Origin of the sequence: Halobacteriovorax sp. ZH5_bin.2 (genome assembly GCF_043196375.1) — a bacterium.
Lineage (GTDB): Bacteria > Bdellovibrionota > Bacteriovoracia > Bacteriovoracales > Bacteriovoracaceae > Halobacteriovorax_A.
On sequence record NZ_JBEBMJ010000001.1, the window covers coordinates 994,015 to 1,018,811 of the forward strand.

General features: G+C 37.4%; 21 protein-coding genes. 9 read left to right on the plus strand and 12 right to left on the minus strand.

What is annotated here, in order from left to right:
• Positions 1–8: 8 nt before the first annotated feature.
• The 4 genes from ABMA76_RS04920 to ABMA76_RS04935 form a co-directional block, all read right to left on the minus strand.
• Positions 9–1,610, minus strand: a complete 1,602-nt coding sequence (locus tag ABMA76_RS04920; protein WP_392912502.1) for an ABC transporter substrate-binding protein — start codon at positions 1,608–1,610, stop codon at positions 9–11.
• 249 nt (positions 1,611–1,859) lie between these two features.
• Positions 1,860–3,101, minus strand: a complete 1,242-nt coding sequence (locus ABMA76_RS04925) for a hypothetical protein (protein ID WP_392912504.1) — start codon at positions 3,099–3,101, stop codon at positions 1,860–1,862.
• 199 nt (positions 3,102–3,300) lie between these two features.
• Positions 3,301–4,410 carry an alanine dehydrogenase gene (gene ald / locus ABMA76_RS04930; RefSeq protein WP_392860138.1) on the minus strand — a complete coding sequence of 370 codons (1,110 nt, stop codon included), beginning with the start codon at positions 4,408–4,410 and terminating at the stop codon, positions 3,301–3,303.
• 85 nt (positions 4,411–4,495) lie between these two features.
• Positions 4,496–5,284: an MBL fold metallo-hydrolase gene (locus ABMA76_RS04935; RefSeq protein ID WP_392912506.1), complete on the minus strand. Its 789-nt coding sequence runs from the start codon at positions 5,282–5,284 to the stop codon at positions 4,496–4,498.
• A 66-nt stretch (positions 5,285–5,350) separates the two neighbouring features.
• Between ABMA76_RS04935 and ABMA76_RS04940 the strand changes: the two genes are divergently transcribed.
• Both ABMA76_RS04940 and ABMA76_RS04945 read left to right on the plus strand, forming a co-directional pair.
• The gene (locus ABMA76_RS04940) at positions 5,351–6,739 is read left to right on the plus strand and encodes a M16 family metallopeptidase (RefSeq protein WP_392912508.1); all 1,389 of its coding nucleotides are present in this window, start codon (positions 5,351–5,353) and stop codon (positions 6,737–6,739) included.
• Positions 6,740–6,758: 19 nt separating this feature from the next.
• Positions 6,759–8,138 (plus strand): M16 family metallopeptidase, encoded by a 1,380-nt coding sequence (locus ABMA76_RS04945; protein WP_392912510.1) that lies wholly within the window; start codon positions 6,759–6,761, stop codon positions 8,136–8,138.
• Here the strand turns inward: ABMA76_RS04945 and ABMA76_RS04950 are convergent, their stop codons facing one another.
• On the minus strand, positions 8,139–9,068 hold the full coding sequence (locus ABMA76_RS04950) for a hypothetical protein (protein WP_392912512.1): 930 nt from the start codon (positions 9,066–9,068) through the stop codon (positions 8,139–8,141). It lies immediately after the preceding gene.
• Between the two features lie 134 nt (positions 9,069–9,202).
• Between ABMA76_RS04950 and ABMA76_RS04955 the strand changes: the two genes are divergently transcribed.
• A complete protein-coding gene (locus tag ABMA76_RS04955) occupies positions 9,203–9,814 on the plus strand; it encodes a hypothetical protein (RefSeq protein WP_392912514.1) in 612 nt (203 codons plus the stop codon).
• 17 nt (positions 9,815–9,831) lie between these two features.
• Here ABMA76_RS04955 and ABMA76_RS04960 read toward each other — a convergent pair whose 3' ends face one another.
• The 3 genes from ABMA76_RS04960 to ABMA76_RS04970 are packed head-to-tail and all read right to left on the minus strand — an operon-like array spanning position 9,832 to position 11,990.
• On the minus strand, positions 9,832–10,170 hold the full coding sequence (locus tag ABMA76_RS04960) for a polymer-forming cytoskeletal protein (RefSeq protein ID WP_392912516.1): 339 nt from the start codon (positions 10,168–10,170) through the stop codon (positions 9,832–9,834).
• A 9-nt stretch (positions 10,171–10,179) separates the two neighbouring features.
• Positions 10,180–10,917 (minus strand): hypothetical protein, encoded by a 738-nt coding sequence (locus ABMA76_RS04965; protein ID WP_392860146.1) that lies wholly within the window; start codon positions 10,915–10,917, stop codon positions 10,180–10,182.
• A gap of 11 nt (positions 10,918–10,928) precedes the next feature.
• Entirely contained in the window at positions 10,929–11,990 is a 1,062-nt protein-coding gene (locus ABMA76_RS04970) for a L,D-transpeptidase family protein (protein WP_392912518.1), read from the minus strand.
• A 226-nt stretch (positions 11,991–12,216) separates the two neighbouring features.
• Between ABMA76_RS04970 and ABMA76_RS04975 the strand changes: the two genes are divergently transcribed.
• The 4 genes from ABMA76_RS04975 (at position 12,217) to ABMA76_RS04990 (ending at position 16,915) form a co-directional block, all read left to right on the plus strand.
• A complete protein-coding gene (locus tag ABMA76_RS04975) occupies positions 12,217–13,854 on the plus strand; it encodes a hypothetical protein (protein WP_392912520.1) in 1,638 nt (545 codons plus the stop codon).
• Between the two features lie 8 nt (positions 13,855–13,862).
• Positions 13,863–14,825, plus strand: a complete 963-nt coding sequence (locus ABMA76_RS04980) for a GGDEF domain-containing protein (RefSeq protein WP_392912522.1) — start codon at positions 13,863–13,865, stop codon at positions 14,823–14,825.
• 2 nt (positions 14,826–14,827) lie between these two features.
• Positions 14,828–15,907, plus strand: a complete 1,080-nt coding sequence (locus ABMA76_RS04985; protein ID WP_392912524.1) for a metallophosphoesterase — start codon at positions 14,828–14,830, stop codon at positions 15,905–15,907.
• Between the two features lie 399 nt (positions 15,908–16,306).
• Positions 16,307–16,915, plus strand: a complete 609-nt coding sequence (locus tag ABMA76_RS04990; RefSeq protein ID WP_392912527.1) for a sterol desaturase family protein — start codon at positions 16,307–16,309, stop codon at positions 16,913–16,915.
• 6 nt (positions 16,916–16,921) lie between these two features.
• Here ABMA76_RS04990 and ABMA76_RS04995 read toward each other — a convergent pair whose 3' ends face one another.
• The 3 genes from ABMA76_RS04995 to spt are packed head-to-tail and all read right to left on the minus strand — an operon-like array spanning position 16,922 to position 20,261.
• Positions 16,922–17,902, minus strand: a complete 981-nt coding sequence (locus tag ABMA76_RS04995; RefSeq protein WP_392912530.1) for an NAD-dependent epimerase/dehydratase family protein — start codon at positions 17,900–17,902, stop codon at positions 16,922–16,924.
• Entirely contained in the window at positions 17,902–19,029 is a 1,128-nt protein-coding gene (locus ABMA76_RS05000) for an N-acetyltransferase (RefSeq protein ID WP_392912532.1), read from the minus strand. The genes ABMA76_RS04995 and ABMA76_RS05000 overlap by 1 nt, the downstream gene beginning before the upstream one ends.
• A 23-nt stretch (positions 19,030–19,052) precedes the next feature.
• On the minus strand, positions 19,053–20,261 hold the full coding sequence (spt, locus tag ABMA76_RS05005; protein WP_392912534.1) for a serine palmitoyltransferase: 1,209 nt from the start codon (positions 20,259–20,261) through the stop codon (positions 19,053–19,055).
• A gap of 122 nt (positions 20,262–20,383) precedes the next feature.
• Between spt and ABMA76_RS05010 the strand changes: the two genes are divergently transcribed.
• Positions 20,384–21,337: a hypothetical protein gene (locus tag ABMA76_RS05010; RefSeq protein WP_392912537.1), complete on the plus strand. Its 954-nt coding sequence runs from the start codon at positions 20,384–20,386 to the stop codon at positions 21,335–21,337.
• Here the strand turns inward: ABMA76_RS05010 and ABMA76_RS05015 are convergent.
• Complete coding sequence (locus ABMA76_RS05015) at positions 21,303–22,034, minus strand: PilZ domain-containing protein (RefSeq protein WP_392912620.1); 732 nt, start codon at positions 22,032–22,034, stop codon at positions 21,303–21,305. The two genes, ABMA76_RS05010 and ABMA76_RS05015, sit on opposite strands and share 35 nt — an antisense overlap.
• Positions 22,035–22,173: 139 nt before the next feature.
• On the opposite strand from ABMA76_RS05015, the gene pepN reads away from it, so the two are divergent.
• Positions 22,174–24,789 (plus strand): aminopeptidase N, encoded by a 2,616-nt coding sequence (gene pepN / locus ABMA76_RS05020; protein ID WP_392912539.1) that lies wholly within the window; start codon positions 22,174–22,176, stop codon positions 24,787–24,789.
• Positions 24,790–24,797: the final 8 nt, after the last annotated feature.

Consider the following 24,797-nt stretch of genomic DNA (forward strand, 5'->3'; position numbering starts at 1 on the left):
AATCTAAATTACTCTAGTGAAACTTTATCGAAAATATCATTTCCTAACGGGTGAATCTTATATCCCTTCACATTACTTCTCATTGCACGGTGTACAGTTGAGTGGAATAAAGTGATCCAAGGAACTTCTTTTTTGAATACTTCTTGGGCCTTCATATAGTGGGCCGCTCTTTCTTTCTTATCACTTAGGCGCTTGGCCGCAATAACCTCGCGGTCATAATCTTTATTACACCAGTTAGCATAATTTGAGCCGGCCTTCGCGCCTTCACAACTAAGAAGCATATATAGGAAATTATCAGGATCTCCATTATCACCAGTCCAACCCATTTGTAGCATTGCATGTTCACCTGCGTGGGCCTTCTTTAGGTAAGTTGGCCAATCGTAAGTAACCAGCTCAACTTTGATACCAATCTTAGCAAGGTCTTCTTGCATAAGTTCACCCATCTTCTTTCCATTTGGATTATATGGACGTGAAACAGGTAGCGTCCAAAGAGTTGTGCTAAAGCCGTCTGGAAGTCCTGCTTTCTTTAACTCTTCTTTGGCCATCTCAATATTGTAGTCATAATCTTTGATGTTGTTATTATATCCCCAAATTGTTGGTGGCATTGGGTTCTTAGCAACTGTTGCATAACCAAGATAGATTGGCTCAATATATGTTTTTCGATTAAGTGCATAGTTAATGGCACGTCTTACGTGAATATTATCAAATGGCTTCTTTTGTGTGTTTAGAGCAAGATAACCAACATTTAGCCCTGGCCCTGAAAGAACAGTAATGTCCTTATTTGCATCAAGTGCAGCAATATCGGTTGGCGCAGGTTGAGTTGCAAGGTGACATTCTCCGGCCACAAGTTTTTGCGTTCTAACTGAGGCATCAGGTGTGATTGAAAAAACCATTCGCTTAATTTTTGGAACACCATTAAAGTATTCTTCATTAGCAACGTAGCGAATCATCGTATCTTTCTGGTAAGACTTAAAAATAAATGGCCCCGTTCCAACTGGTTTTCGATCCAGAACTTCTGGAGTTTGTGCGGCCAACATTTTTTCACCATATTCACGAGATAAAATACTAGTGAAGGCCATGGCAAAGTTTGCAAGTAGGGGAGCCTCAGGGTGGTGTAATGAAATCTGAACTTGATACTTATCTGTTTGCTCTATACTCTTAATAATATTACTCATTCCCATTCCATCCCAATACTCGTAGATCCCTCCACTTACTTTGTGGTATGGGTGATCTTTCTTGAACATGCGATTAAATGACCAAACGATATCACTCGCATCGAGATTACGAGTTGGCCTGAACTCTTTTGTTGAGTGAAATTTTATATCTTTCCTAATGTTGAAAGTATAAGTTAGCTGATCGTCAGAAATCGTCCAGCTCTCAGCAATTGAGGGAATGATATCCGTCGATCCCGTTTCAAATTTAACAAGTCGATTATAAAGAGGGTAGACTGCAGCATTATGTGATGGGCCATCTGTTAGGAACTGTGGGTTAAAGCCAGAAGGAGAGCCCTCTGAACAATAAACAAAAGTTGATTTATTGGCACCGCTCTTTCCTGAACATGAGACAACGAGTGTGGCCATCATTAATGTGGCCATTAAGCTTTTAAGCATTCTTCTCTCCCTTACTTAAAATAAATTAAATTAAATTTTGTTTAATTAAAATGATACGTAGCATTTAAGCTTCCGTAAACAATGCCTAGCGGCAATTTGATTAAATATAACTTCTTTTTACTAGATTATTGTGAGGAAAAAATAATAGAAGAACCCTCTACGCGATAGCAGAGGGTTCTTTATTATAAGTGGCCTTCATCAATTCCCTAATATTGAAGAAGGCCCTTATTTTAAATAAGGGCCAATTTATTAAAACTTAGCTTTTGTATTTAATGTGTGTGTTACAGACTTTAGCTCTTGCCCTGGAACTTTTGATACCAGTGGGAAGAATGTTAGTGTAACCTTAAGCTCACGTGCCTTTTCAAATGGCCCGAGAGGAAATTTCTTAATTTTTTCAAAACCATGCTTCTTTAGCTCTTCTTTGAATAGAATATTTCCATTATCAAGTAGAGACTTATTGAAAGTTAGAAGATCAATTGTTTTCTTAAAGTGAATTTTCTTCTTTTCTTTATCGTAAACAACGATCTCTGCTCTAAGCTGATCCATTCCTTCTTTGAAGTTAGAAAGCTCTAATTCAAACTGACCCTTGATTCCAACTTTTACGTTTTCTGGATTAACTAAAATTGGAGCCTTGGCCTCATCTAGATCGAAGAACTCTACTTTAAGTGTTGATTCATAATTGTAATCAGAAGATCTCGTGAAGTCTGATACTTGGACATTAACTTGAGTCGCTTCCTTATTTAAGTTTTGTACAAGAGTATCAAAGCTCTTTAGTTCATCACTAAACTTAAGTGTGAAGTTAGCATCGGCCTTATCAATTGCACCAAGGTATTGTACTTTTATTTTGTGAGTTACATTTTCCATTTCTTTGTAAGCAACTGTACGAGTCTTTGTACAAGAGTACGGCTCTGAACGGTACTTCGTTACATCACGACATACATATTTTTGGTAAGGAACATTATCACATACATTTCGTCCTGGACGAGTGTGGCATCTTCTTACTGGTACATTACGACAAACACGATCTTGGTATGGAACTGAACGACAAATTTCGCGTCCTGGCTTTGTTTCACACACGCGACGGCTATCACGTTGACGACATTCTTGTCTTCCATTTACTGTACGGCAAACTCTTTGCCCAGGAACGGTACGACACTCTTGTCTTGAAGGTCCTCGTGTACATTCACGACGGTATTTTGTTTCATAACGACATTGGTAATCGTAATCTGTTTCACAGATTTGACGGCTTGGTTCCCAACGACATTCTCTACGGTAGTCTGTTTCATATCCACACTCTGTTTCTTGGTATGGAATTTGGCGGTAACATGTCCCTTCGTATGGCTCTTCTTTGTACTTAGTAACTTCAACTTCCTTAGCTAGTACTTGTACATCATTATCACCACCATTGAATGAGAAGTTTAATTGATGATCGCTTGCATTCGCAGCGAGAGTGTAACATGCGAGCATAAGCCCGATTAGAATTTTTGACATTTCTCCCCCTTAAAAAATAACAGTTGAGAGTTTTTATCGAGTTTTAAGTGAAATTGAAAAAATTAGGGTGGTAAATTTTAAATTAACCGCAAGATGTAAGATATTTTGAGAAAAATGACAGTTATTTATTGTGGATATTTATGGGCGAAACGATTTTTGGTAAGAAAATGGCCCCAGGTTGGGGCCAATATTTTAAATTTTAGTTTAGATTAAGTGGAGTGTACTCAAGATTTAGATCTTCAGCAACTTGCTTGTACACAAGTTTACCTTTGTAGATATTAATCCCTTTCTTGAATGCATCGTCCATCATCGCTGACTCTTCAACACCGTATTTTGCAATCATACGAGCATACTTAAGAGTTACGTTTGTTAGAGCATAAGTTGATGTTTGAGCAACGGCTCCCGGCATATTTGCAACACAGTAGTGAACAACACCATCAACTAGGAAAGTTGGATTCTGGTGAGTTGTTGGCTTACAAGTCTCAATACATCCACCTTGGTCAACAGCAATATCAACAACTACTGAACCTTTTTCCATTTTAGAGATCATCTCTCTTGTTACAAGCTTTGGTGCCTTTGCTCCTGGAACAAGAACTGCACCAATAACAAGATCTGACTCTTGTACTGCTTTTTCAATATTGTCGATATTAGAGAATAGAGTAGTAATTCTGTTATCAAATAGATCATCAAGTTCAGCAAGACGCTTAGTTGATAGATCGATTGCAGTAACATCTGCACCCATACCCATTGCCATCTTAATTGCGTTAGTTCCTGCAACACCACAACCGATAACAGTTACCTTTGCTCTTCTTGTACCAGGTACACCACCTAGAAGAACACCTTTTCCACCGTGGTCAATTTGTAGGTAAGCAGCACCAATTTGAGTTGCCATTCTTCCTGCAACTTCTGACATTGGAGTTAGAAGTGGAAGTGAACCATCTGCTGGCTGGATCGTTTCGTATGCAATACAAGTTGATCCTGATTCCATTAGACCTTTAGTTTGTGGCTCATCTGCCGCAAGGTGAAGGTATGTGTAAAGAATATGGTGAGGTTTTAAAAGAGCGATTTCTCTTGCTTGAGGCTCTTTAACCTTGATGATCATTGTTGATTTTTCAAATACTTCTTCAAGTGATGGAAGAATCTTTGCACCAGCTTGAATATATGCTTCGTCAGAAATACCAATTCCAACACCAGCATTAGTTTCTACGTAAACTTCGTGACCATCGTGGATAAGTTGTCTTACACCACCTGGAACTAGACCTACGCGATTTTCGTTATTTTTAATTTCCTTAGGAACACCAATAATCATAAAAACTCCATTGAATTGAAGGCGTTAAAATACTCATAAAATTTATGAGGCAAATATAATTGTTTTCATTTGCTATTACAATATATTAAAGCTCGAATTTTAACCCGTCATAGGCAACTTTGACACTTCCATCTGGAAAGTGATGGTCACACTCTTTTTGCAAGCTGTCGTGATCCAGTTCATGGCCCATATGGGTAAGGTAGTTATGCTTAGCGCCTATTTTTCTGATGTACTCAAAGCTTCGCTCCACGTAGAGGTGGGCCGGATGTGGCTTGTGGCGCACACAGTCAATGATAAGTGAGTCCAATTCATATGAACGCAGTTTATCGATCTCTTTTTGTGGAATCTCATGACAGTCTGAAATAATGGCCAGCTTTCCAATAATGAGGCCAAGCGTTATGCCATTTCCATGTGGGAGGTTTATGAACTCACATTTTAGACCACAAATTTTACTAACTCTATTTGGTTCAATTTGGTTGAGCAAAAGCCTCGGACTTGAGCCGATATGGCCAGGGTTATTTCCAAAAATATAACCAAATCTTATATTGATTATATCGGCACTATTTTGATCAGTATAAAGGTTAATAGGGTGCTTAAATGTGAATGGCCTTATATCGTCAATACCGTTCAAGTGGTCTGCATGGGCATGTGAAATAATCACCGCACTAATGTCCTTAACTCCCTCACGCAATAATTGCGTTCGAAGATCTGGCCCCGTATCGAAGAGAATTGTGGTATCATCATGTTGGATTAAAAATGATGTTCGCAAGCGTTTATTGTGTTTATTAGAGCTCGTGCAAACTGGACAGCTGCAGCCTAACATTGGAATACCTGTACTTGTTCCGGTTCCTAGGAACGTAACTAATAAATTCATAACTTTATATTGCCAAGAAAATCATAAGTTTTTAAGCTATTTATATTAACTTTTATTGGAGATTTGATGTTTAAAGCAATTAATTTATTTGCCTTTATTACTGCAGCTCTTATTCTAAACTCATCATGTTCATCAACTAATGAAGCTAAGCACTCTAGTGACACAGATCTAGGGTCACTTGAGCTTAATATTGATGTTCAAAAGCACACTTTAGATAATGGCCTGCGCTTACTACTTGTTCGCGACTCGAAATTACCGATTGCCTCAATTTACACATTCTATGATGTTGGCGGCCGTTATGAAAGAAAGGGCACAACTGGAGCAACTCACTTTCTTGAGCATATGATGTTTAAGAAGACGAAGAACTTTCCTGCAGAGTATTTCTCTGACTATATTGAAACATATGGTGGGAATTCAAACGCCTACACGACATTTGATAACACGGTTTACTACGAAAATATCGCAGCTCCAACTGTTGAAAAAATGATTGAGCTTGAAGCCGAAAGAATGGCAAACCTCATGCTTGAAGAAGTGCCTTTTGAAAAAGAAAGACAAGTTGTTCTTGAAGAAAGAAAGATGCGCTATGAAAATAGGCCAAGTGGAAAGATTCACCTTGCGATGATGAAAGCAATGTTTAAAGGTACTCCATATGGAGGCTCTGTTATAGGGGACGCAAAGGACGTAAAGGATTTAGACCGCAAGCAAATGCTTGAGTTCTACCATGACTTCTATGCACCAAATAATGCCATTATGGTTATTGTTGGAGATATCAATCTTTCTTCAACACTTTCTAAAGTGAAAGAGACAATTGGAAAAATTCCAATGAATAAGAATCTTGAAGCAAAGAAGGCAAAACTTGATGATGCTGGAAGATATAAAAGACAAGCTAAACTTCCTTACGTTAGAAGTCTTAAGGGACAATCTAAGAACCCAATGTTTAGACTAGCTTTTCCTGCAGTATCAGTTACTCATGAAGACTCATACGCTCTGGACTTCTTATCTGACATTTTAGGAACTGGTACAAGCTCTTACCTTGTTAAGAATTATGTTGTTTCTAAGTCACCAAGACTATCAAAAGTATATTCATATAATTATGGCCTAAAAAATGGTGGGATCTTTGTCATTGGAGGAGAGCTTCTTCCAAAGAAAGGGATCAAAGATACTCGTCGTCGATTACTTCGATCACTTAAGCAGTCTTGTTCTAAAGCGATCACTCCACGTACTGTTCAAAAAACTAAGAATATGCTTCTTAAGCAGTACTATGAAGCAATCTCGACAAATGATGGTTTAGCAAGCTTTCTAGGCTCATCAGAGTTCTTTAATGGTGACTATAAAGAATATAAGAAACAACTAAAGAGCTATAGTGAAATGACTGTTGATCAGGTACGTGATGTTTGTCATCGTTACATTTCTGGTAACGATTATGTTTTCTTATCAATTTGGGATCGTAACTAGAATGAAAGGATTAGTAGCTATGAATAAAATTTTAAAATCATTAATCATTGCATCCACATTCGTAAGTGTTGGAGCCAATGAGCTTGTCGATAAAATTGAAAAATTTAAGTGGGATAATATTGATGTCACATATATTCAAGATGATAAATTTCCAACCTATAATGTCACTATTTTCTTTGCAGATGGTGCCATTAAAGATGGACGCACTAAAGGTGTGACTAAGATGATGTTTGATCTACTGGAGAGTGGGACAAATCGCTTTAGCTTAAATGAAATTGCGGATAACTTAGAGTTCTACGGTGTTTCAACTTCTTCAAATGTAACGCATGAGTTTTCAAGTTATTCTTATAGTGGACTTGTAAAAGATGTGGTTCCAACGACGAAGAAGATTTGTCATATCTTCAGGGATGCAGTTTATCCAAATCAAGAATTATCTAAAGCAAAGAAGTCTCTCATTGCTCAAAGACAAAACCTTGTTTCAAATCACGGTGAACTTGCTTCAACTGCATTTCGTGCAATAAGCCTTAAGGGAACTCCATATGTTTCAGATGTAAGAGGTAGGCTTGCTGATATTAAGCGTATTAAGAGAAGCTACCTTCAAAGTCGTCTAAAGTATTTTAGAGATGATGTGAAGAAGAAAGTTTATATCACAGGACCTCGCTCCCTTCTTAAAGTAAAAAATATTATTACTGACGAATGTGGCTTTAATGCGAAGGCCAACTTCATAAGAAGATTGGACACTGAGGTAAAAGAGATAAAGAAATTTAACCCTGAAAAACCACTTATTCACTTTGTTGAAGTCCCTAAGGCAAATCAAGCACAAGTGAGAGCAGGGGTTTATATTGCAAAGAAACAGGACCCTGGTTTTGAAAATCTTGAATTTATGTCGCAATACCTAGGTGGTGGATTCACATCGATTCTTGTTAAAGAATTAAGAACAAAAAGAGGTCTAACATATTCAGCATGGGCAACAGCTGGTATGCAAAAGGATTATGGACGCTCGATACTTTCAACTTTTACAAAGGAAGAAACAGTAGGGCAGATGGTTCAAGAAGTCGTGAAGATTTTAAAAGATAACTCTGAGGCCACAAATATCTCAATGGAAGAAATTGAAAAAGTTAGAAAGGCCGTTAAGGGTGGATTTGCCTTTCAATTTCAAAAGCCTTCAAGTTTTATGAGACAGCTTGTAAGTCTTGATAACTCTCAAGTTGATATCAAACGATTCCTTGAGTACACAAAGTCTGTTGATAAGATCTCACAAGAGGATGTTGCAAAGACTGTCTATGCAGCTTTTCCATATGATAAGGTTCAAATTGTCGTACTTGGTGACAAGTCCATGAAAAAGGCCTTAAGCAAGATCGGAAAGATTAAAACTTATTCTTATAAGAATTTTCTCTAATCAATACTCTGGAACAACCAGAACGTGGGTAGGGCCTGAAAGGCCTTGCCCAATTGTCCTAACCAAAGAATAATCACTAATATCAATCTCGACTAAGTGATTATATGAATAATCAGAAACAATAATATTACCACTATGAAGTTGTGCAATACCTCTTGGATTTGCAAGATATGTTGTATTGCTATAGCTTGCTCCTGTTGCGCTTAGAGTACTGTCATATTCGACAACTTGGTCTGTAGTCCCACTCCAAATACCGACAATATCTCCATTATCTAACTCGATAGCAAAGTAGCCATCATTTGCTCCAGCAGGACTTCCCACACTATTTTGTTGAACTCCATCTTCGTCATAAGTTCTAATTTGATCGGATCCACGAGAGCTTATTAAAAAACCACCATCTGCTAGTGGCGCCATTCCTTGTCCAGTATTAATAATATTTGCAATAGGGAAGCCTGAAGTCTCTCTTTGATGGCCATCTCCTAGAGGAGTGAATACTTCGAGGGCGTTAGACTCAAGAACAGCGATATTTCCATTTACTAATTCTGTCACACCCCTAAGGGCACCGTTTAGGCCGGAGTGAACTATTACATCAGATACCTTTCCGGTATAAGCATTAATTCCCAGAACTCGGTCATTTCCATCTGTTGTAAAAAGAAGTTGATTATTTTCAGCTGACCAACCAAGCGCCAGCAGCAAGACACTATTGCCAGTTGCTTGATAAATTGTTCTTTTGAAAACCCCATCACTATCAAGTTGAACAATTGAATCAGCAGTATAATTCATCACAATGATATCTCCAGGTTCAAGATAGTTTCCACTAGGTGCTGGCAGGGGCTCAGCTTTAATGATTGACTCAACTTCCTTACAAGAACTAAGGCCAAGGATTAAGGTGATAAAAAATGTCAGGTGTATCATCTTTAACTTTCTCATGCCTAAAGAATCGGGCCAAGCCTAAAATAAAGTTAATTGGATGTTTAAATAGGTAAGATTGAGAAAAAACTTCCGCTTATCTTGTTTCAGGAAAATTTATTTTCTTTTTGTTACAATAGGTTAGAGGTGTTTAATTGAGCTTAGCTAAATATTTAAAACTATTCACTTTACTTCTTCTATGCTTGCTTGGCCTAGCTGCACGGGCCGAGTTCTCATACCTAAAAATCGATGGAGTCTTTGGAATTGGAACCAACGACAAAATGGACCAATATGATACGGCAACTAGCGGTATCGGCTACAATCTTTCATATGGGGTAAGAAATCGAGTCATTGGAATTGAGACCTTCTACACAAGTGTGGAATTAAGTGGTGATATTAAGCATGGAGGAGCTGAGCGTGTGGCCATTCAATCTCTTAATATTTATGGTGTCGAACTTCACTTTTATCCGATCCCAAGGCTTGCGATAAGACTAGGTTACGCATTAACTTCTTTTAATGATTACCTTGAAAATAATTCTGATGAAAATATCTTTGCGGGGGCCGCAAATACTTATGGACTTAAAAGAAATACAACATTAGGTGGCCTTAGAGTAGGAGCGGCCTATGACTTTTTTCATATTGGAAGAAAGATACACTTTCAATCAAGCTATACTTACCAGGAAAATGGTGATGGCCATGAGAACTTAATCTCATTAGGAATTGTCTTTAAGTTCAACCGTGGGATTCTTGATCGTTTAATTCGCTAAATACTTATACAAAAAAATTACGACTCTAGTGTATGACCTTGCATATTAACCTTTGCTCCCGGAGCAATATTAATATTCTTAGCAACAATTTGGCCTTTAACCGTTCCGGTAGGGAAGACCTTTACCTTTCCTTGTGCAGTAATATCACCACAAACAACACCGTAGATATTCAAGTCACCACAACGAATGCGTCCTTTAACATTTCCTTGTGGCTCAATTGTGAGTTGATGTTTTTCATCAATTTGAATATCGCCTTCGATTATTGAACAAATATGTGAGGGGCCCGCTAGAACGATATCACCTTTTATAACTGAGCCAATACCAACAAATGTAAAATTCTGATCTCTTAAATCCATAATTGGCCCTTACTTAATCTCTTCTCTAAAAAGTTGTTGATGGACAATATCACCAAGACGATTAAAGATTAGTATTTTAAACATAACGGTTTTATTTTTTGGCATATCAAACTTAGCTGTTACAGGACGAAAGCGTGATGTCGCAAACGATTCACCCTTTGTGTAGTTAAGAGAGAAGTTTCTAATTGAATCCCCACCTTCAGGATAGTGAAAGTAGTTATTCCCATCAAATAAGAAGATATGGATATAACCTGAAACCTTATTATTATCTTTAGTTATATTGATAATATTAAAGTTTAGCTCGGCCTTATCATCTTTCTTTGTGACTTTTAAGTCTTCGATATTGATACTAGCTGGACTCGTTAGATCTTTCTGACCTTTAACAGGAGCAATAATATTAAGTGAACTAGCGCTAACGGCACTAATTGTTTCATTAGCAAGACGGTTTGTTAGATCAAGATTAAGAGTTGTTAGCTCAGTATTCTTCTGGGCCAGAGTTGAGTTTTCGTCTCTTAGGTTTTTAATAATAAGAGGTTCTTTGGCCTTAATAAGCTTTTCGATATTCTTCGTGTAGAAATATGACCCAGCTAGGGCAAAGATCGAAAAAACTGTTAGGACAACTGGTACATAAAGAATTGCTTTATACTCGCGCGGAGAAAGCTGTAAGTATCTTGGTACTTTATTATTTTCATAAAGAATGAAAGACAAATTATTCTTTGCCTTCGAACTACTTGATGGTGTGGACATCCCGTTCCCTTTTAATTTTCGCTATATGGTCTCGTTAAAGTGAGATTCAATGTGAAAATTTGTTTTGGGTCTTGCGAAGTAAAGAACCTCTGTGAAGGTTCAAAACTTAAGTGCTCCCTCTCGTTTGTAATATCCATTGGAATACGTTGCCATCTTTCTGCTACAATTTTCCATTTGTAGTAAGCATCACGTTTTAAATAGAGCGTTTTCTTTCCAATGTCGTTAATTGTATTACTAGTGTAGTCTTGCTTAAACGTTACGACAACATAGTCATCAGCTTTTAAGACAGTAAGGTCCTTTAGTTGAATTGATGGAGTCCCTGGGTTTGCAAATACGGCCCTTTTGTATTGTGCAAAAGAGTTATAGCGCCCACGGTTTGGATCAACAAAGTCTGTGCGCGAGTAGAAGCTTAAATAGTCTTTGATATTCTCTGTTGACCATGCTGTTAGCCAACCATTAACTGTATCGAGAACTTCATTCTTTTCTTTTAACCATGTTTCTTTGTTGAAGAACTTCAGGTTGTGAACAACAACAATATTAGTCTTATTAATTTCAATAAACTTTGAAATATCAATAAGGTTGATATTGTGTGCGACTAGACATCCTTTAGAATCAAGACCTTTATCAATTCTTGGTTCGTTATCTGTTGAGTGAAGCCAGATTCCGCCACCTGTTTTTCCCAGGGCCTTATCAATTGGGTTAGGGTAGTTAAGAACAAATGCTCCAACACCATATTGTGCACCAAGTTCTCCATGTCTCTTGATGAGGTCTTTGTGCTCAATAAATTGATTAAAATGGTAAACACCTTCTGGTGTTCTACGATCACCTTGGTAAGACTTATTTCCAACCTTCTGACCTGTGGCCATTTGATAAGTTTTAATTAAGCGTGGTAGGCCATCGTTATTTTCATATAGGTAGAGAGTGTGAGTTGATTTCTCTGCAACGATCACATGGTGAGCGAAGTAATCATTTAATAAAAGCAGATTTGATGGATAGAATTCCTGAGCGACACTACTCATAGAAAAAATAGTCGATGTAATAATAGTCGATAAAAATAATAGTTTTTTAATCATGAAAAGCCTTTATATTTGATAACTACCTAATATTGTAGAACATTTTTTTACCACTTCTCAAGTATTTATCCCCCAAAAAGTGAAATAACTTTCGACAAAATAACTTTATGAGTCGTAAATACTTAACTTTTTTCAAAAAAAGGCGAAAAGTAGAGGGTAAGGATTTAAGAAAAGGCCATATTTAAATAAATTTCATACGTTTTGCATGGCCGCGATGGGGAAAAATATGTCAGCAGAAAAGAAGCAACAAGAAGAGTTACTCGCTGAAAGTGAGAGAATTCAAAATGCAGTTGATGAAGTTCTTGCAAGCGATACTGAGTCAAACAGTGACGCACAGGAGAAAACTTCTTTAACGCTTGTTGACACAAATATTGACTTTTCACAGTTGAACAATGAGGCCAGCTCCCCACTGGACGAAGGTATCGAGCTTAACTTTGATGACGTAAGTGCTATTGATCTTTGTGCTGAAGGGGATATTATTGAAAATGCCCCTGCAAATGCAGATTCTCCAAATGATCTGGATATGGACTTTTCATCAAGTATAAAGATCAATCTTACTCAAGAAGGGGATACAATTCCTAATGCATCAATTGATGCTGCTCGTGAAGATGATCTCGATTTAGATAATAATCCCATTATTGTTGAAGATAAAGCTGAGGAAGTACCTGAGACGCAACTAGAAGAACCAGAAGAGGTTGAAGCAAATGCCTCTGAGGATGACTTTGAGGTGAGCTTAGGGGATATAGACAATATAGACGATTTAGATAATCTGGATGACGAACTAAGCGAAATGGAGATGTCACTAGGTGATGATCTTGATGATGAGCTTGGGGACCTGGGCGATCTTGATGACCTAGGGGACCTCGATGACTTAGGAGATTTCGAGGATGTTGATGAAGACTTAGATGCAGACCTTGATATGTCTTTTGATGCAGTAGAGTCACATGACATTACTGACGAAGTTGAAACACCTGTGTTGCAAGCTCCTGTTGAACCTGAGGACACGATGGCACAACTTGATGGCATGGTTGAGACAAACCAAGAACACCATGAGACGCCAGCAGTTTCATCAGAAGAAACATTAACTGTGACGTCAGTATCGCCAACAGAGGTAACTTCTAATTTTGATATGAATGACTATGAAGCAGTGGAGACTCCTGCAGCAGAAGTTCCACAAGACCTTACTTCTACTGAGCATGGGACAACTCAAGCTTATGCTAGTGCAAATATTAACTTTCATCCTGGACATATTTTAAGCTCCCTGAGTGAGGATCAGCTGCTTGACCTAAGAGTTACTGTAACTGAGTTGAAGGAAGATCGTATCAATCTTCTGTCTGAGTTAAACGAACTTAAGGCCATGGTTGAAATTCTAAAAAGGGAATCACTTAACTTAAGAACTGAAGTTGATGAGAAAAATATCGAGCTATCAATTGCTAAAAAACGACATGCTATCGAAGTTGAAGAGACTAAGTCTCAGCTTGATAAGTATAGGCATGGCCTCGAGTTAAGTGAGGCGAAGAATAAGGCCATGAAGGAAGAAATGGCCGAAATTGGCACACGCCTAAAGATTGATCATACAAGTATTAGAGCTCGTGAACAGGAGCTAGAAAGTCAGTTGGAGTTAATGGCAATTGACAGTGACAATAAGATAAAAGCAAGAGATGAAAAGATCTTGGAGCTTAAGCGTAAAATAGATACTCTTGAGTTTAATATGGAAAATGTTGCAATCAACGAGAGACAAGCAAAGAAAGAGAGAATGCTAGCACAGCAAAAACTTGAACGCCTTATTACAAACTTAAGGGGATCTTTGAATGTAGTTGCTGATACATTAGAATTGGATGATGACTTAGGATTGGATGATTAATAATTAATATGCTGGAAAAACAATACAAAGCACTTTTAGATTTTATCTGTCAAAATGTTGAAGAACATAACTTCAATATCGTTTTGAAGTCCTTTCGTGACTTTATTAGAACAGAGTTTGATTCAAAAACGCCGCTTGTTTTTGCAACACTTGATAATGATTCTGCAAATCCGATCATTCGAGATTTCTATAATAATAAAATCATCGAAGAATATCCAAGTAAGGTCTATCAAGAACTTATGGGGGCCTTAAAGACACAGAAGCTTCATGTTGATATTGAAGGTGATAAGTACCGCTTTGTGGAAGTGGGCTTCAACGGTAGTCAAAGCTTATACCTAGTTCTCAATGGAGAATTTTCAACAGATATATTTAGGCAAATTGAAAACTATATACAATCAAAATTTAGAAGTCTTCTGCAAGTCAAAGAGCTACAGCGACTTCAGTCGTTAGCACATGTGGACGATGTTACCGGTCTTTATAACCAAAGAAAATTTAAGAGTGATATTGATGCTGCTATTAGAGAGTTTGAAGCACTTGAGCGCTCGTTCTCTTTAATCTTCATTGATATTGATTATTTTAAAAGTATCAACGATGGGCATGGTCATTTAATTGGAACGAGCTTACTCCAACAGGTTGCTGAAACTATTCGTTCAACAGTTAGAGAGGACGATCTTTGTTATCGTTATGGGGGAGATGAATTTGTTGTCCTTGCTCCGTACTCTTCACTGGAAGACGCTAAGATGATTGGCCAACGAATTCTTAGTCGTGTTAAGTCGACAGTCTATAAGATTGAAGCAGATCTCGAAATCAATACTCATGAGGATGAGGATGTCCAATTGAGTGTCTCAATTGGTGTTGCTAATTATCCAACTAACGCTTCTGGACGTAATGAAATCATCGGAATGGCCGATAGAATGATGTATGAAGCAAAAAAGTCTGGACGTGGCAAAGTCTGTGTAGCAGACTCATAAATATGAAGTATCTAATCTTATCTGATCTCCATTTAGGCAAAGGTAGTTACCTGCAAAACGGTGAATTTAACATCTTGGAAGATTTCTTCGAAGATAATCGTTTCTATGAATTCTGTGACTACTTCTCAACGAATGAATATTATTCAAAACCAGTCACAATTATTATGAATGGAGATATTCTCAATCTCATACAAATTGATTCTGACGGTGTCTTTACTCATGTTGTTGATGAGCAAATGACAATTAAGCAGATTGAGGATATTGCAAAAGGGCACCCTCGCTTCTTTGCAGGCCTCAAGAAGTTTCTAAGGGCACCTCATAAGCGCGTTGTCTATGTCGTGGGAAATCACGATGTTGGGATGCTTTTTAAAGGTGCACAAGAGAAGTTTTCTAAAATCTGTGGAGATAATATTTTCTTTACTGAGACATTCTTAGAAAATGGACTTCATGTGGAACACGGGCACCGCTTTGAGGCGGTAAATACAGTTCCAAAGGCCAAGCAATTCATTCGTGGACCTGGAGGTAAAGATATTCTTAACTTTCCATGGGGGTCTCTGTTTTGTATCAATGTCCTACCGAAGCTTAAAAAAGAGCGTCCTTATATTGATAAAGTTAGGCCCATGTCTTCATACGTAAAGTGGTGCCTATTTAATGATACAAGATTCTTTTGGCGACTTTTTATGACTTGTATTAACTATGTCATTAAGACTCATTCAAATTATTACACACGTCAAAATTCAAATTTTAAAACAAATTTAAAAATTCTCCAACAAATCACGATCTACCCACGCTATGAGCGTATGGCAAGACGTATCCTAGATCGCGATAGTTCAATTCATACCGTTGTTATGGGGCATACACATCTACAAGAGTGGAGGCGTTTTCCAGAGGGACGCTATTACTTCAATACTGGGACATGGAATAATATCCCGTCCATTGATGCTGGAAAACATCAAGATACGTTAAGCCTTACTTATTGTAGTGTTATCGTACATCCAGAGAGTAACTCATTAGTTAATGCATCAATGAATCAGTGGATGGGCCAGTGGAAGCCTTATATTGAAGAAATTAGAACAAGTTAAAAGGGGATTGAAGATAATCTGAGGAGAGTTGTGGTAAAAAAAACGACGTTCCTAAAAAGTCCTTTCCCGAAACGCCGAAGTGTCTTTAATTTTTTGTCTCTGCTTATTAATAAGTTTATTCTATTTTACAGAAACCACAAGAGAATTTTTCTTACAGTAACTCGCACTAGAGATTAACTTAGTCCATTATTCTTATGCCCCTGCTATAGGGTATTTACACACTCTATAAAATATGTTTCTCTGTTTTCTGACATCATAAAATTTTATTACTTTTGATTTAATATTATGATGACTTCCTGAAGCGAATTTTTCATGCTCAAGTGCTGGCTTGTGCTGACTTGTGCTGACTTTAAAGAAAAGTTTTGGTAGAAATATGTGATATTTAATTAGGTAGAAGAAGTGAAAAAATACGAATCAATCAGAATATTTAAAAACCCTATTCTTGAGTCATTTACCCATGTCCATCCAATTGTACCCTTAGTACTGTGGGCACCATTTATAGGCTTTCTAATCTATCGTTCATATTTTGAACTTGGTTATACTCATTTTCAGATGCTTCTCTGTGCAGTGAGTGGTCTAATCATCTGGACTCTTACAGAATACCTTCTACACCGCTTTGTTTTCCATCTAAAGCCTATTGGACCTCTTACTGAAAGATTTGTCTTCTTATTTCATGGACTTCATCATGACGATCCAAATGACCCGACAAGGCTTGTGATGCCACCTGTGCCAGCAATTCTTATTATGGCCTTGATATGGTTATTCTTTTCTCTTTTTATTCCGGCTTTTTATATGTCAGGCTTCATGGCCTTCTTCACTGTTGGCTATCTTTGTTATGACTATATCCACTATGCGACTCACCATTTTAAAATGACTGGAAGAATTGGACGTTACTTAAAGAAGTTTCACCTACAACATCACTTTAGACATGAGAAAGCGAAGTACGGGGTAAGTTCACCGCTGTGGGATTATGTATTTAGAACAGTGACAGGGCCTAAAGAAGATTAATATTGTCTAGAGCCAGTTGCGCTCTTTGTAATCCTTTGCCGTCATCTCAATTGTATCTTTTAAATTGTAATTAGGAATATATCCAAGTGCCTTAATCTTTGAATTGCTACAAAGCCAAGCATCTTGTTCTAATTCATTAATCTTGTCGCCTGTAAGAGGTAAGTGAATCGGTAGGGTATAAATCATTCCCGCAACAATCCTAAGAAACCATATTGGTAGCGCCATAAAAATGATCTTCTTGACTCCAAGAGCACTTGAGATTTCATTGATTAATTCTTCGAAAGTCACTTCATCAATTGATGTCACAAAGTAAGTTTCTTTCTTTGCTTGATCTTGTTCTTGAGATGCACAGAGGATAATCGCATCGACTAGATCAAAAACATTTACGACGCTATATCTCTTCTTTTTAAAATTAAGTCCAGGGCCAGTGACAATTCGACCTTTAACCATTTTAAAGACATCAAGAACTGCACTGTCTCGAGGGCCAATAACCATCGGGGGACGAATTATAGTCGTATTCCAACTCTCTGGTGCAAGCTCATTTACTGCATACTCTGCTGCTAGTTTTGAATGGCCATATGCTGAAACTGGAAGGCACTCATTACTCTCGTCAATTAGTTGTGATGAAGGTCCTGCGGCAGCTTGAGAAGAGATAAGAATAAAGTGAAGATTTTCATATTTATCTTTTAAAGCTGTAATTAAAATTTCAGTTGCGAGATGATTTGTCTTTGCAAAGGTTAGAGAATGTTTTGCTGAAACAACACCGGCCGTATGTATAACACAGTCGATGTCTTGTGGAAGTTTTCTTACCCAAGACCTAATTGATTCCTCTTCAAGATTCCCTTTAATATATTCACCAGGAAGTTCTAATGACTCTGCCTTTTGAGGGTTTCTTACAAGGGCAAAGACCTCATGACCTTGTTGAGTTAATTTATCACATAGATGTGAGCCTACAAAACCTGTTGCACCAGTAACTAAAACCTTCATTATAACTCTTTTTGAAAAATTCTATATGTGCGATATGGAACCGCGTTCATGCGAATAAGTGGTTTATTCATATTGAGATTATCTTCTAAAATCCAACTCATCTCTACATTCTTATATTTTTTATACTGCTTGATATTTTCATGACATCTGTAATAAAGAATTGATTCAAGTCCATATAGGCGAAACTTCTTCTTTACTCCCATTGTAATAACACGAACACCGTCTATTAACTTTGGAGCTCGAAGAACTTGAAAAATTCCTTTTGGAAATAACTTTCCATTTGGGATTTTGTGTAGGACTTGATTGAAGTCTGGAAGACAAACAATAAAGCCAGCTTCTTCTCCATTAACTAATGCAAAAAGGATCAGTTTCTCATCAGCAACAGTCTTAAGATCAGCTGCCATGGTATAGAATTCTTCCTTAGTCATTGGAACAAAGCCCCAATTCTGCTCCCAGGCATCATTGTAAATGCTATACATTAGATCAATTTCTTGCATCCACTTCTTTTTAGAAACAGTACGATAAGTTATGTTGGCCTTCTCTTCAGCTCGATGAGCAATCTTTTTGATTACCTCTGGCATCTCAAATTCTGCCGGCATATGGTAGGCCAAAAGATCTTTTGCTTTTGTAAATCCGAGCTCACTCAAATATTGATGATAGTATTCATAGTTATACATCATCATTAGAACAGGAATCTCATTATGGCCTTTAATCAGTGTTCCACACTCATAATTTGTCGACGGATTAAATGGGCCCACAAACTTTGCTAGGCCTAGTGACTTTGTCCATTCCATTGCTGAATTAAAGAGGGCCTTAAAGACTTCAATATCTTCAATGGCCTCAAAAAAGCCCCAGTGGCCTTCTTGAGTATTATGGAATTCATTATAATTGTAATTATTGATGGCCATAATTCGGCCAACATCTTTTCCATCTTTTATTGCAATATAGAAAGCACATTGTGCTGTTTGATAGAATGGATGCTTATAAGTGAAGAGCTTATTGAGCTCCATGCGAAGCTGTGGAACCCAATATTTATCGTCTTTGTAGATATTAAATTGGACATCAATAAATCTTTTGCGGGCCTTTTTATCGTTTAAGATATCAACTTTTTCGATATAAATGGCCATAGACTTATCTCCTTAAAATTTAACTATTGTCCCATTGTTGAAGGGATATCAAACTCTTTCTTTGCTCTTGCAAATACTTCTAGAACTTTTGTTAGCTCGCTCTTGTTATGAGTGGCCATATAGCTTGTTCTAATTAATGCTTCACCTTTAGGTACTGCAGGTGGAACAACTGGAGTTGCAAAGACACCATTTTCACTTAAGAATTTAGTAACAAGCATTGATTTTACATCATCACCAATAAAGATTGGGATAATTGGAGTTTGTGAGTTGTATGTATAGAAACCAATTTCTTGGAAACCGTTTCTCATAAATTTTACATTGTCCCAAAGACGCTCATGGATTGTGTCATCTGAGTTGATAACGTCAATACATGCCGAAACTGTTGCAACTGCAGAAGGTGCCATTGAAGCAGAGAACATAAATGATCTTGCAAGGTGCTTCACATAGTTAATTGTTTCTGCATCACCTGAAAGAACACCACCAATTGATGCGAATGACTTTGAGAAAGTTCCCATATTTAAGTGAACCTTATCTGTTACCCCAAAGTGATTCATTGTTCCTGCACCTTTATCTCCCATAACACCGATACCGTGGGCATCGTCGACGTAGATATAAGCACCATATTTTTCAGCAAGTCTAACCATTTCTGGAAGGTTTGCGATATCACCAGTCATTGAGAAGACACCATCAGCTACGATAATAACTTTTTGAAAGCGGTCGATATTTGCTTCTAGTTGTTCTTCTAGGGACTCCATGTCGTTGTGACGATACTTGAAAGTCGTTCCCATTGCTAAGCGAGAAGCATCGATGATTGATGCGTGGTTTTCAGAGTCAAAAAGCATGCAGTCTCTAGGTCCACAAACTGCCGAAAGAGCACCAAGATTTGTTTGCATACCTGTCGAGAAGATAAGGGCCTTCTCATGTCCAAGGTAGCGCGCAAGCTTCTCTTCAAGTTCCTCGTGAATTGTTAGGTTCCCATTTAAAAAACGAGACCCAGTACAACCTGTTCCATATTTTTCAATGGCCTTAATGGCAGCTTCTTTTACATGTGGGTGATGCGTAAGCCCTAAGTAGTTATTTGAGCCGATCATGATTTGATCTTTTCCATCAATCTTGACTATTGTTCCTTCTGAATCACCAATTTGGCGGAAAAAAGGGTAAAGATCTTTTGACTTTAGCATTGCCGCTTTGTCCATTAGACGGTCAGCTGCGCTAGAGAATTTAAGTGCCATATTTCACATCTCATTCGAATTGTATTAATAATAGAGGTAGGGTTGAATTTAGCCAGTATAGATTGACAAGTCAACAAATTATGCGCACAGTGACAGCACCTATGGTACTTAAATTATTCACTTTGAAAACATGCATCATGTTCATTCTGTTAACTGTTAACACTTCGTGTCAAAGCGAGGTTGATCAGAATGAAAGAACTCAAGTCGAAGTTTCTGACTGGAAACCTCCATGTGATTTGAATTCGCTCTGTGGCCGAAAAGAAATTTTAAGTTCACTAAATGGACCTATTGAATATCGACAATCTCTTGTAAGTATCTTAAATCGTTCAAAAGACAACTTTAAAAAATATCAGTCTCACTATGCAGATGATATCTTCTATATATGTGGCAAGTTAATTTCGGTAGGTGGCTGCTCGTATCTTTCGCTAAAAGAAGAGGATGTGAATACGACTCAAATTGAGCTCTATCTGAGTGCCATGGCCAATTGTCATCACTATAAGTGCTATGACTACTTTCAAAATCAAAGAGGTAATTTTCTAAAATTAGCTAATGCCTCCCACTCAGATAAGGCAAAGAAGTCTTTTTATTTAATGGCCATTAAGCTTCCTAGGCCATGGTTTGAAAAGTCTGGAGATTTGAGAATGTATATTCATCTGCTTGAAAAGGGTGGAGAGAGTATTGCCTATAAAGACCTTGGGGCCCTAATCAGCGCAATTCCTAATCATGAAGACTTAAAGGAATTTGTTTCAAAGAACTTCTTCAAAATTGATTCACATAAGTCTGGCGTTTCGGTCTATCTCGCACGCTATCTAGAAGGATGGCATGATCGAAATTACAAACGATTCTTGAGTAAAGATGTGAAAGCACAAGATATCAATGCATTTATTCTTAGCATGCCAATAGGTTGCCCAAAGCTTGAAACGATCCTAGCTTTTAAGGATTATTTCACTAAGGGAAATGAGAGGGCCTTAAAGGATATCCTTAAACAGGATGAGCTTAATACTTACTTTAAAGAATTGAAGCTTATAGAGAATGAAAGCTCTAAGTGCCTTTCTTCATCGCCGCCTGCTTCCTAAGCTCTTCGCCGCGTGCCTCTGAATTAATCGAAAGAACAAGATCTTCTTCAACTTCTTTATCCATATTCATAAAGGCGATACCAATGCCCATTGGCGTCTCTTCGTTGTTTTCAATTGGCCAAGTTGCTGCAATTTTTACTTGTGGAATTTCAAATCTCTTTGAAGCGAGCCTAACTGTTGCATTATCAAAAATTGCTTCTTTGTTAAACTTTTGTGCAAAGTCTTTAGGACAGTTAAAACTGATACCACCAGCTGAAATATCGTTACAATCAAATACATCTTCTTCGATTTTAATCTGAATAGGGATGTAAGCATTCGCATGGAGGCGATAGTTAGATCTTTGTTGACTCTTATAAACTGGACGGTCAATTTTAAGCTTATAGACCTCTTCTGCTGGAAGAAAGCTTAAGTATGAACTAGAAAATAAAATAACTGACTTAAACTTAATTTTTAGAAGAACCTCACTGTCCTTATTTTTAGATCCGGCCAGCTTAGCAATGAGGCTTGCGTCAAAGTCGAGAGTGAATTCGAGTTCACTTTCATCAAAAGATTTAATTTTGAAGCTTTCAACTTTGTCTTTTTCTTGTCCCTTGCGCCAGATTTCAATGATTAATTCATCGCTTAGGGCCCTTTTTAGAAAACTTATCTTCTCTTCAAAAGGTATTTCTGAGAAATAAAATTTCTTATTCGCATCCATCAAGTTCTCACTTTACTAATATATAAATTAATTTAAGTGTTTAATATTAAATATATTCTAATCAAAGTTTTCATTCAGTTCAAATTGTGGCAAATTCTACAAATAAATACTCAAAATTATAGGAAATAACGAGGTATATATGAAAAGCGAAACTCCTGTGGTCAAGTATTTGGCGGACTATAAAGCGCCAACTCACAAAATCGAGACTGTGGAATTAGAATTCCACTTAGACGATACAAAAACTCAAGTTTATTCAAAGATGGAAGTTGTACCAGTAAATGGTCAAACTCTTGAACTTAATGGTGAAGAATTAGTTCTTAAATCAGTAAAAGTTAACGGTGAAGAATTTAAAAACTTCAATGAAGAAAAAGAGATCTTAACTCTTAGTGCACTTCCAACTGAAAAGTTTACTCTTGAGATTCACAATGAAATTAACCCTAAGGCCAACACTGCCCTTGATGGTTTATATAAATCTGGTGGAATGTTTTGTACGCAAAATGAGCCAGAAGGATTTAGAAGAATTACTTACTTTATCGATCGTCCAGATAATTTGAGTATCTTCACGACTAAGATCGTTGCCGATAAGAAAGAATATCCATTCCTTCTTTCAAACGGAAATCTAATCGAAAAAGGTGAGCTTGATGATGGAAAGCATTTTGCAATTTGGAATGACCCATTTGCAAAACCTGCTTATCTTTACGCTTTAGTAGCGGGTGACCTTGCTCTAATTGAAGATACATTTACAACGAAGTCAGGACGCGATGTTAAGCTTCAGGTATTTGTTGATAAAGGAAATGAAGATAAGTCTCACCACGCAATGGAGTCTCTTAAGAAGTCAATGAAGTGGGATGAAGACAGATTTAGACTTGAGTATGATCTTGATATCTACATGATCGTTGCTGTTGATTCATTCAATATGGGGGCAATGGAGAATAAAGGTTTGAATATCTTTAACTCTGCTTACGTTCTTGCTTCGAAAGAGACGGCAGAAGATCATAACTTCTTTGGCATCGAATCTGTTGTCGGGCACGAATACTTCCACAACTGGACAGGAAATCGTGTTACTTGTCGTGACTGGTTCCAATTAACTCTAAAAGAAGGTCTTACGGTATTTAGAGATCAAGAGTTTTCTGCGGATCTAAACTCAAGATCTGTATGTCGTATTAACGATGTTATTAATCTTAGGGCCGCTCAGTTCCCAGAAGATGCAGGGCCTCAATCACACCCAATTCAACCAAAGTCATATATTGAAATGAATAACTTCTATACAATGACAATTTATGAAAAAGGTTCTGAAGTCATTCGTATGTACCATACACTACTTGGAGAAGAAGGTTTTCAACGTGGTATGGATAAGTACTTTGAGCTATATGATGGTCAGGCCGTGACAACTGCAGACTTCACAAATGCTATGAGTGTTGCAAACGACAATTATGACTTCTCACAATTTAGAAGATGGTACGATCAAGCAGGAACTCCTGTTCTTGATGTAACAACTAACTATGACGAAGAAGCTAAAGAGTTTACTTTAACAGTAAATCAATCGACTCCTGCTACTCCTGGACAGCCAACAAAAGAGCCATTCCATATACCATTTGTTATCGGACTTCTTGATAGCAAAGGTGTTGATATGAAGCTTGCTCTAAAAAATAGAGACGATCAAGCTGATCTTGGTAGAGGACTTTTACATATCAAAGCAGATACTGAAGTATTTGTATTTGAAAATATTATGGAGAGACCTGTTGCCTCATTAAATAGAAACTTTAGTGCACCAGTTGTTCTACGTTCAGACCTAACTGACAATGACTTTATTTTCTTAATGGCAAATGATAATGATGACTTTAATCGCTACGAAGCCGGTCAAGCTCTAGCACTTAAAAATATCCACGCTCTTCTTAAAGATGAGAATTTCCAAATTGACGATAAATTTGTTCAGGCTTGGGGAGCTATCCTTAAGGATCAAAATATTGATGAAGAATTTAAGGCCGTATGTCTTGGACTTCCATCGATGACAGATGTTGCTTCAACTATTGATATTCCAAATTATCGTGCAATTGATGAAGTAAAAGAGAAGTTATATAAGCTTCTTGCAAGTACTTTTGAACAAGAGCTTGTTGCTATTTATAATGATCTAAGCACTGAAAGAGATTTTAAAGTTGATGCAAAGGCAATGGGAGAGAGAAGACTTAGAGGGTTTACTCTTAGTTGTCTTGCAAAAATTGATGGCCATCAAGAACTTGCTCGTAAGTGCTTTGAGTCTGCGACAAATATGACAGATATGATGAACTCACTTTCAGTAATCGTTCACGAAAAGCTTCCTGGTGCAGATGAATCACTAAAAGAATTCTATGCACGTTTTAAGGATCAAACTCTTGTTATGCAAAAGTGGCTAAGTGTACAAGCAAGCTCATGTGATGATTCTACTTTTGATCGTGTACAAGAACTCATGAAAGATGAAGTCTTTGATATGAATGTTCCTAATCTTGTGTCTTCACTAATTGGAACTTTTGCACGCAATAAAGTCCAATTTAATCACGAAAGTGGGCGTGGGCTTAAGTTTATTGCTGAAATGATTAGAAAGGTTGATGCAATTAATCCTCAGTCAGGGTCGAGGCTTGCTGGGGCATTTAATGACTACCGCAAGATGCCAGCAGACTTAAAAGAAATTGCTCGTGTCGAACTAGAAGCAATCGTTAATGACGAGAAGACTTCTAAGAACGTTTTTGAAAAACTTTCTAAAACATTAAACTCATAAAATACGGA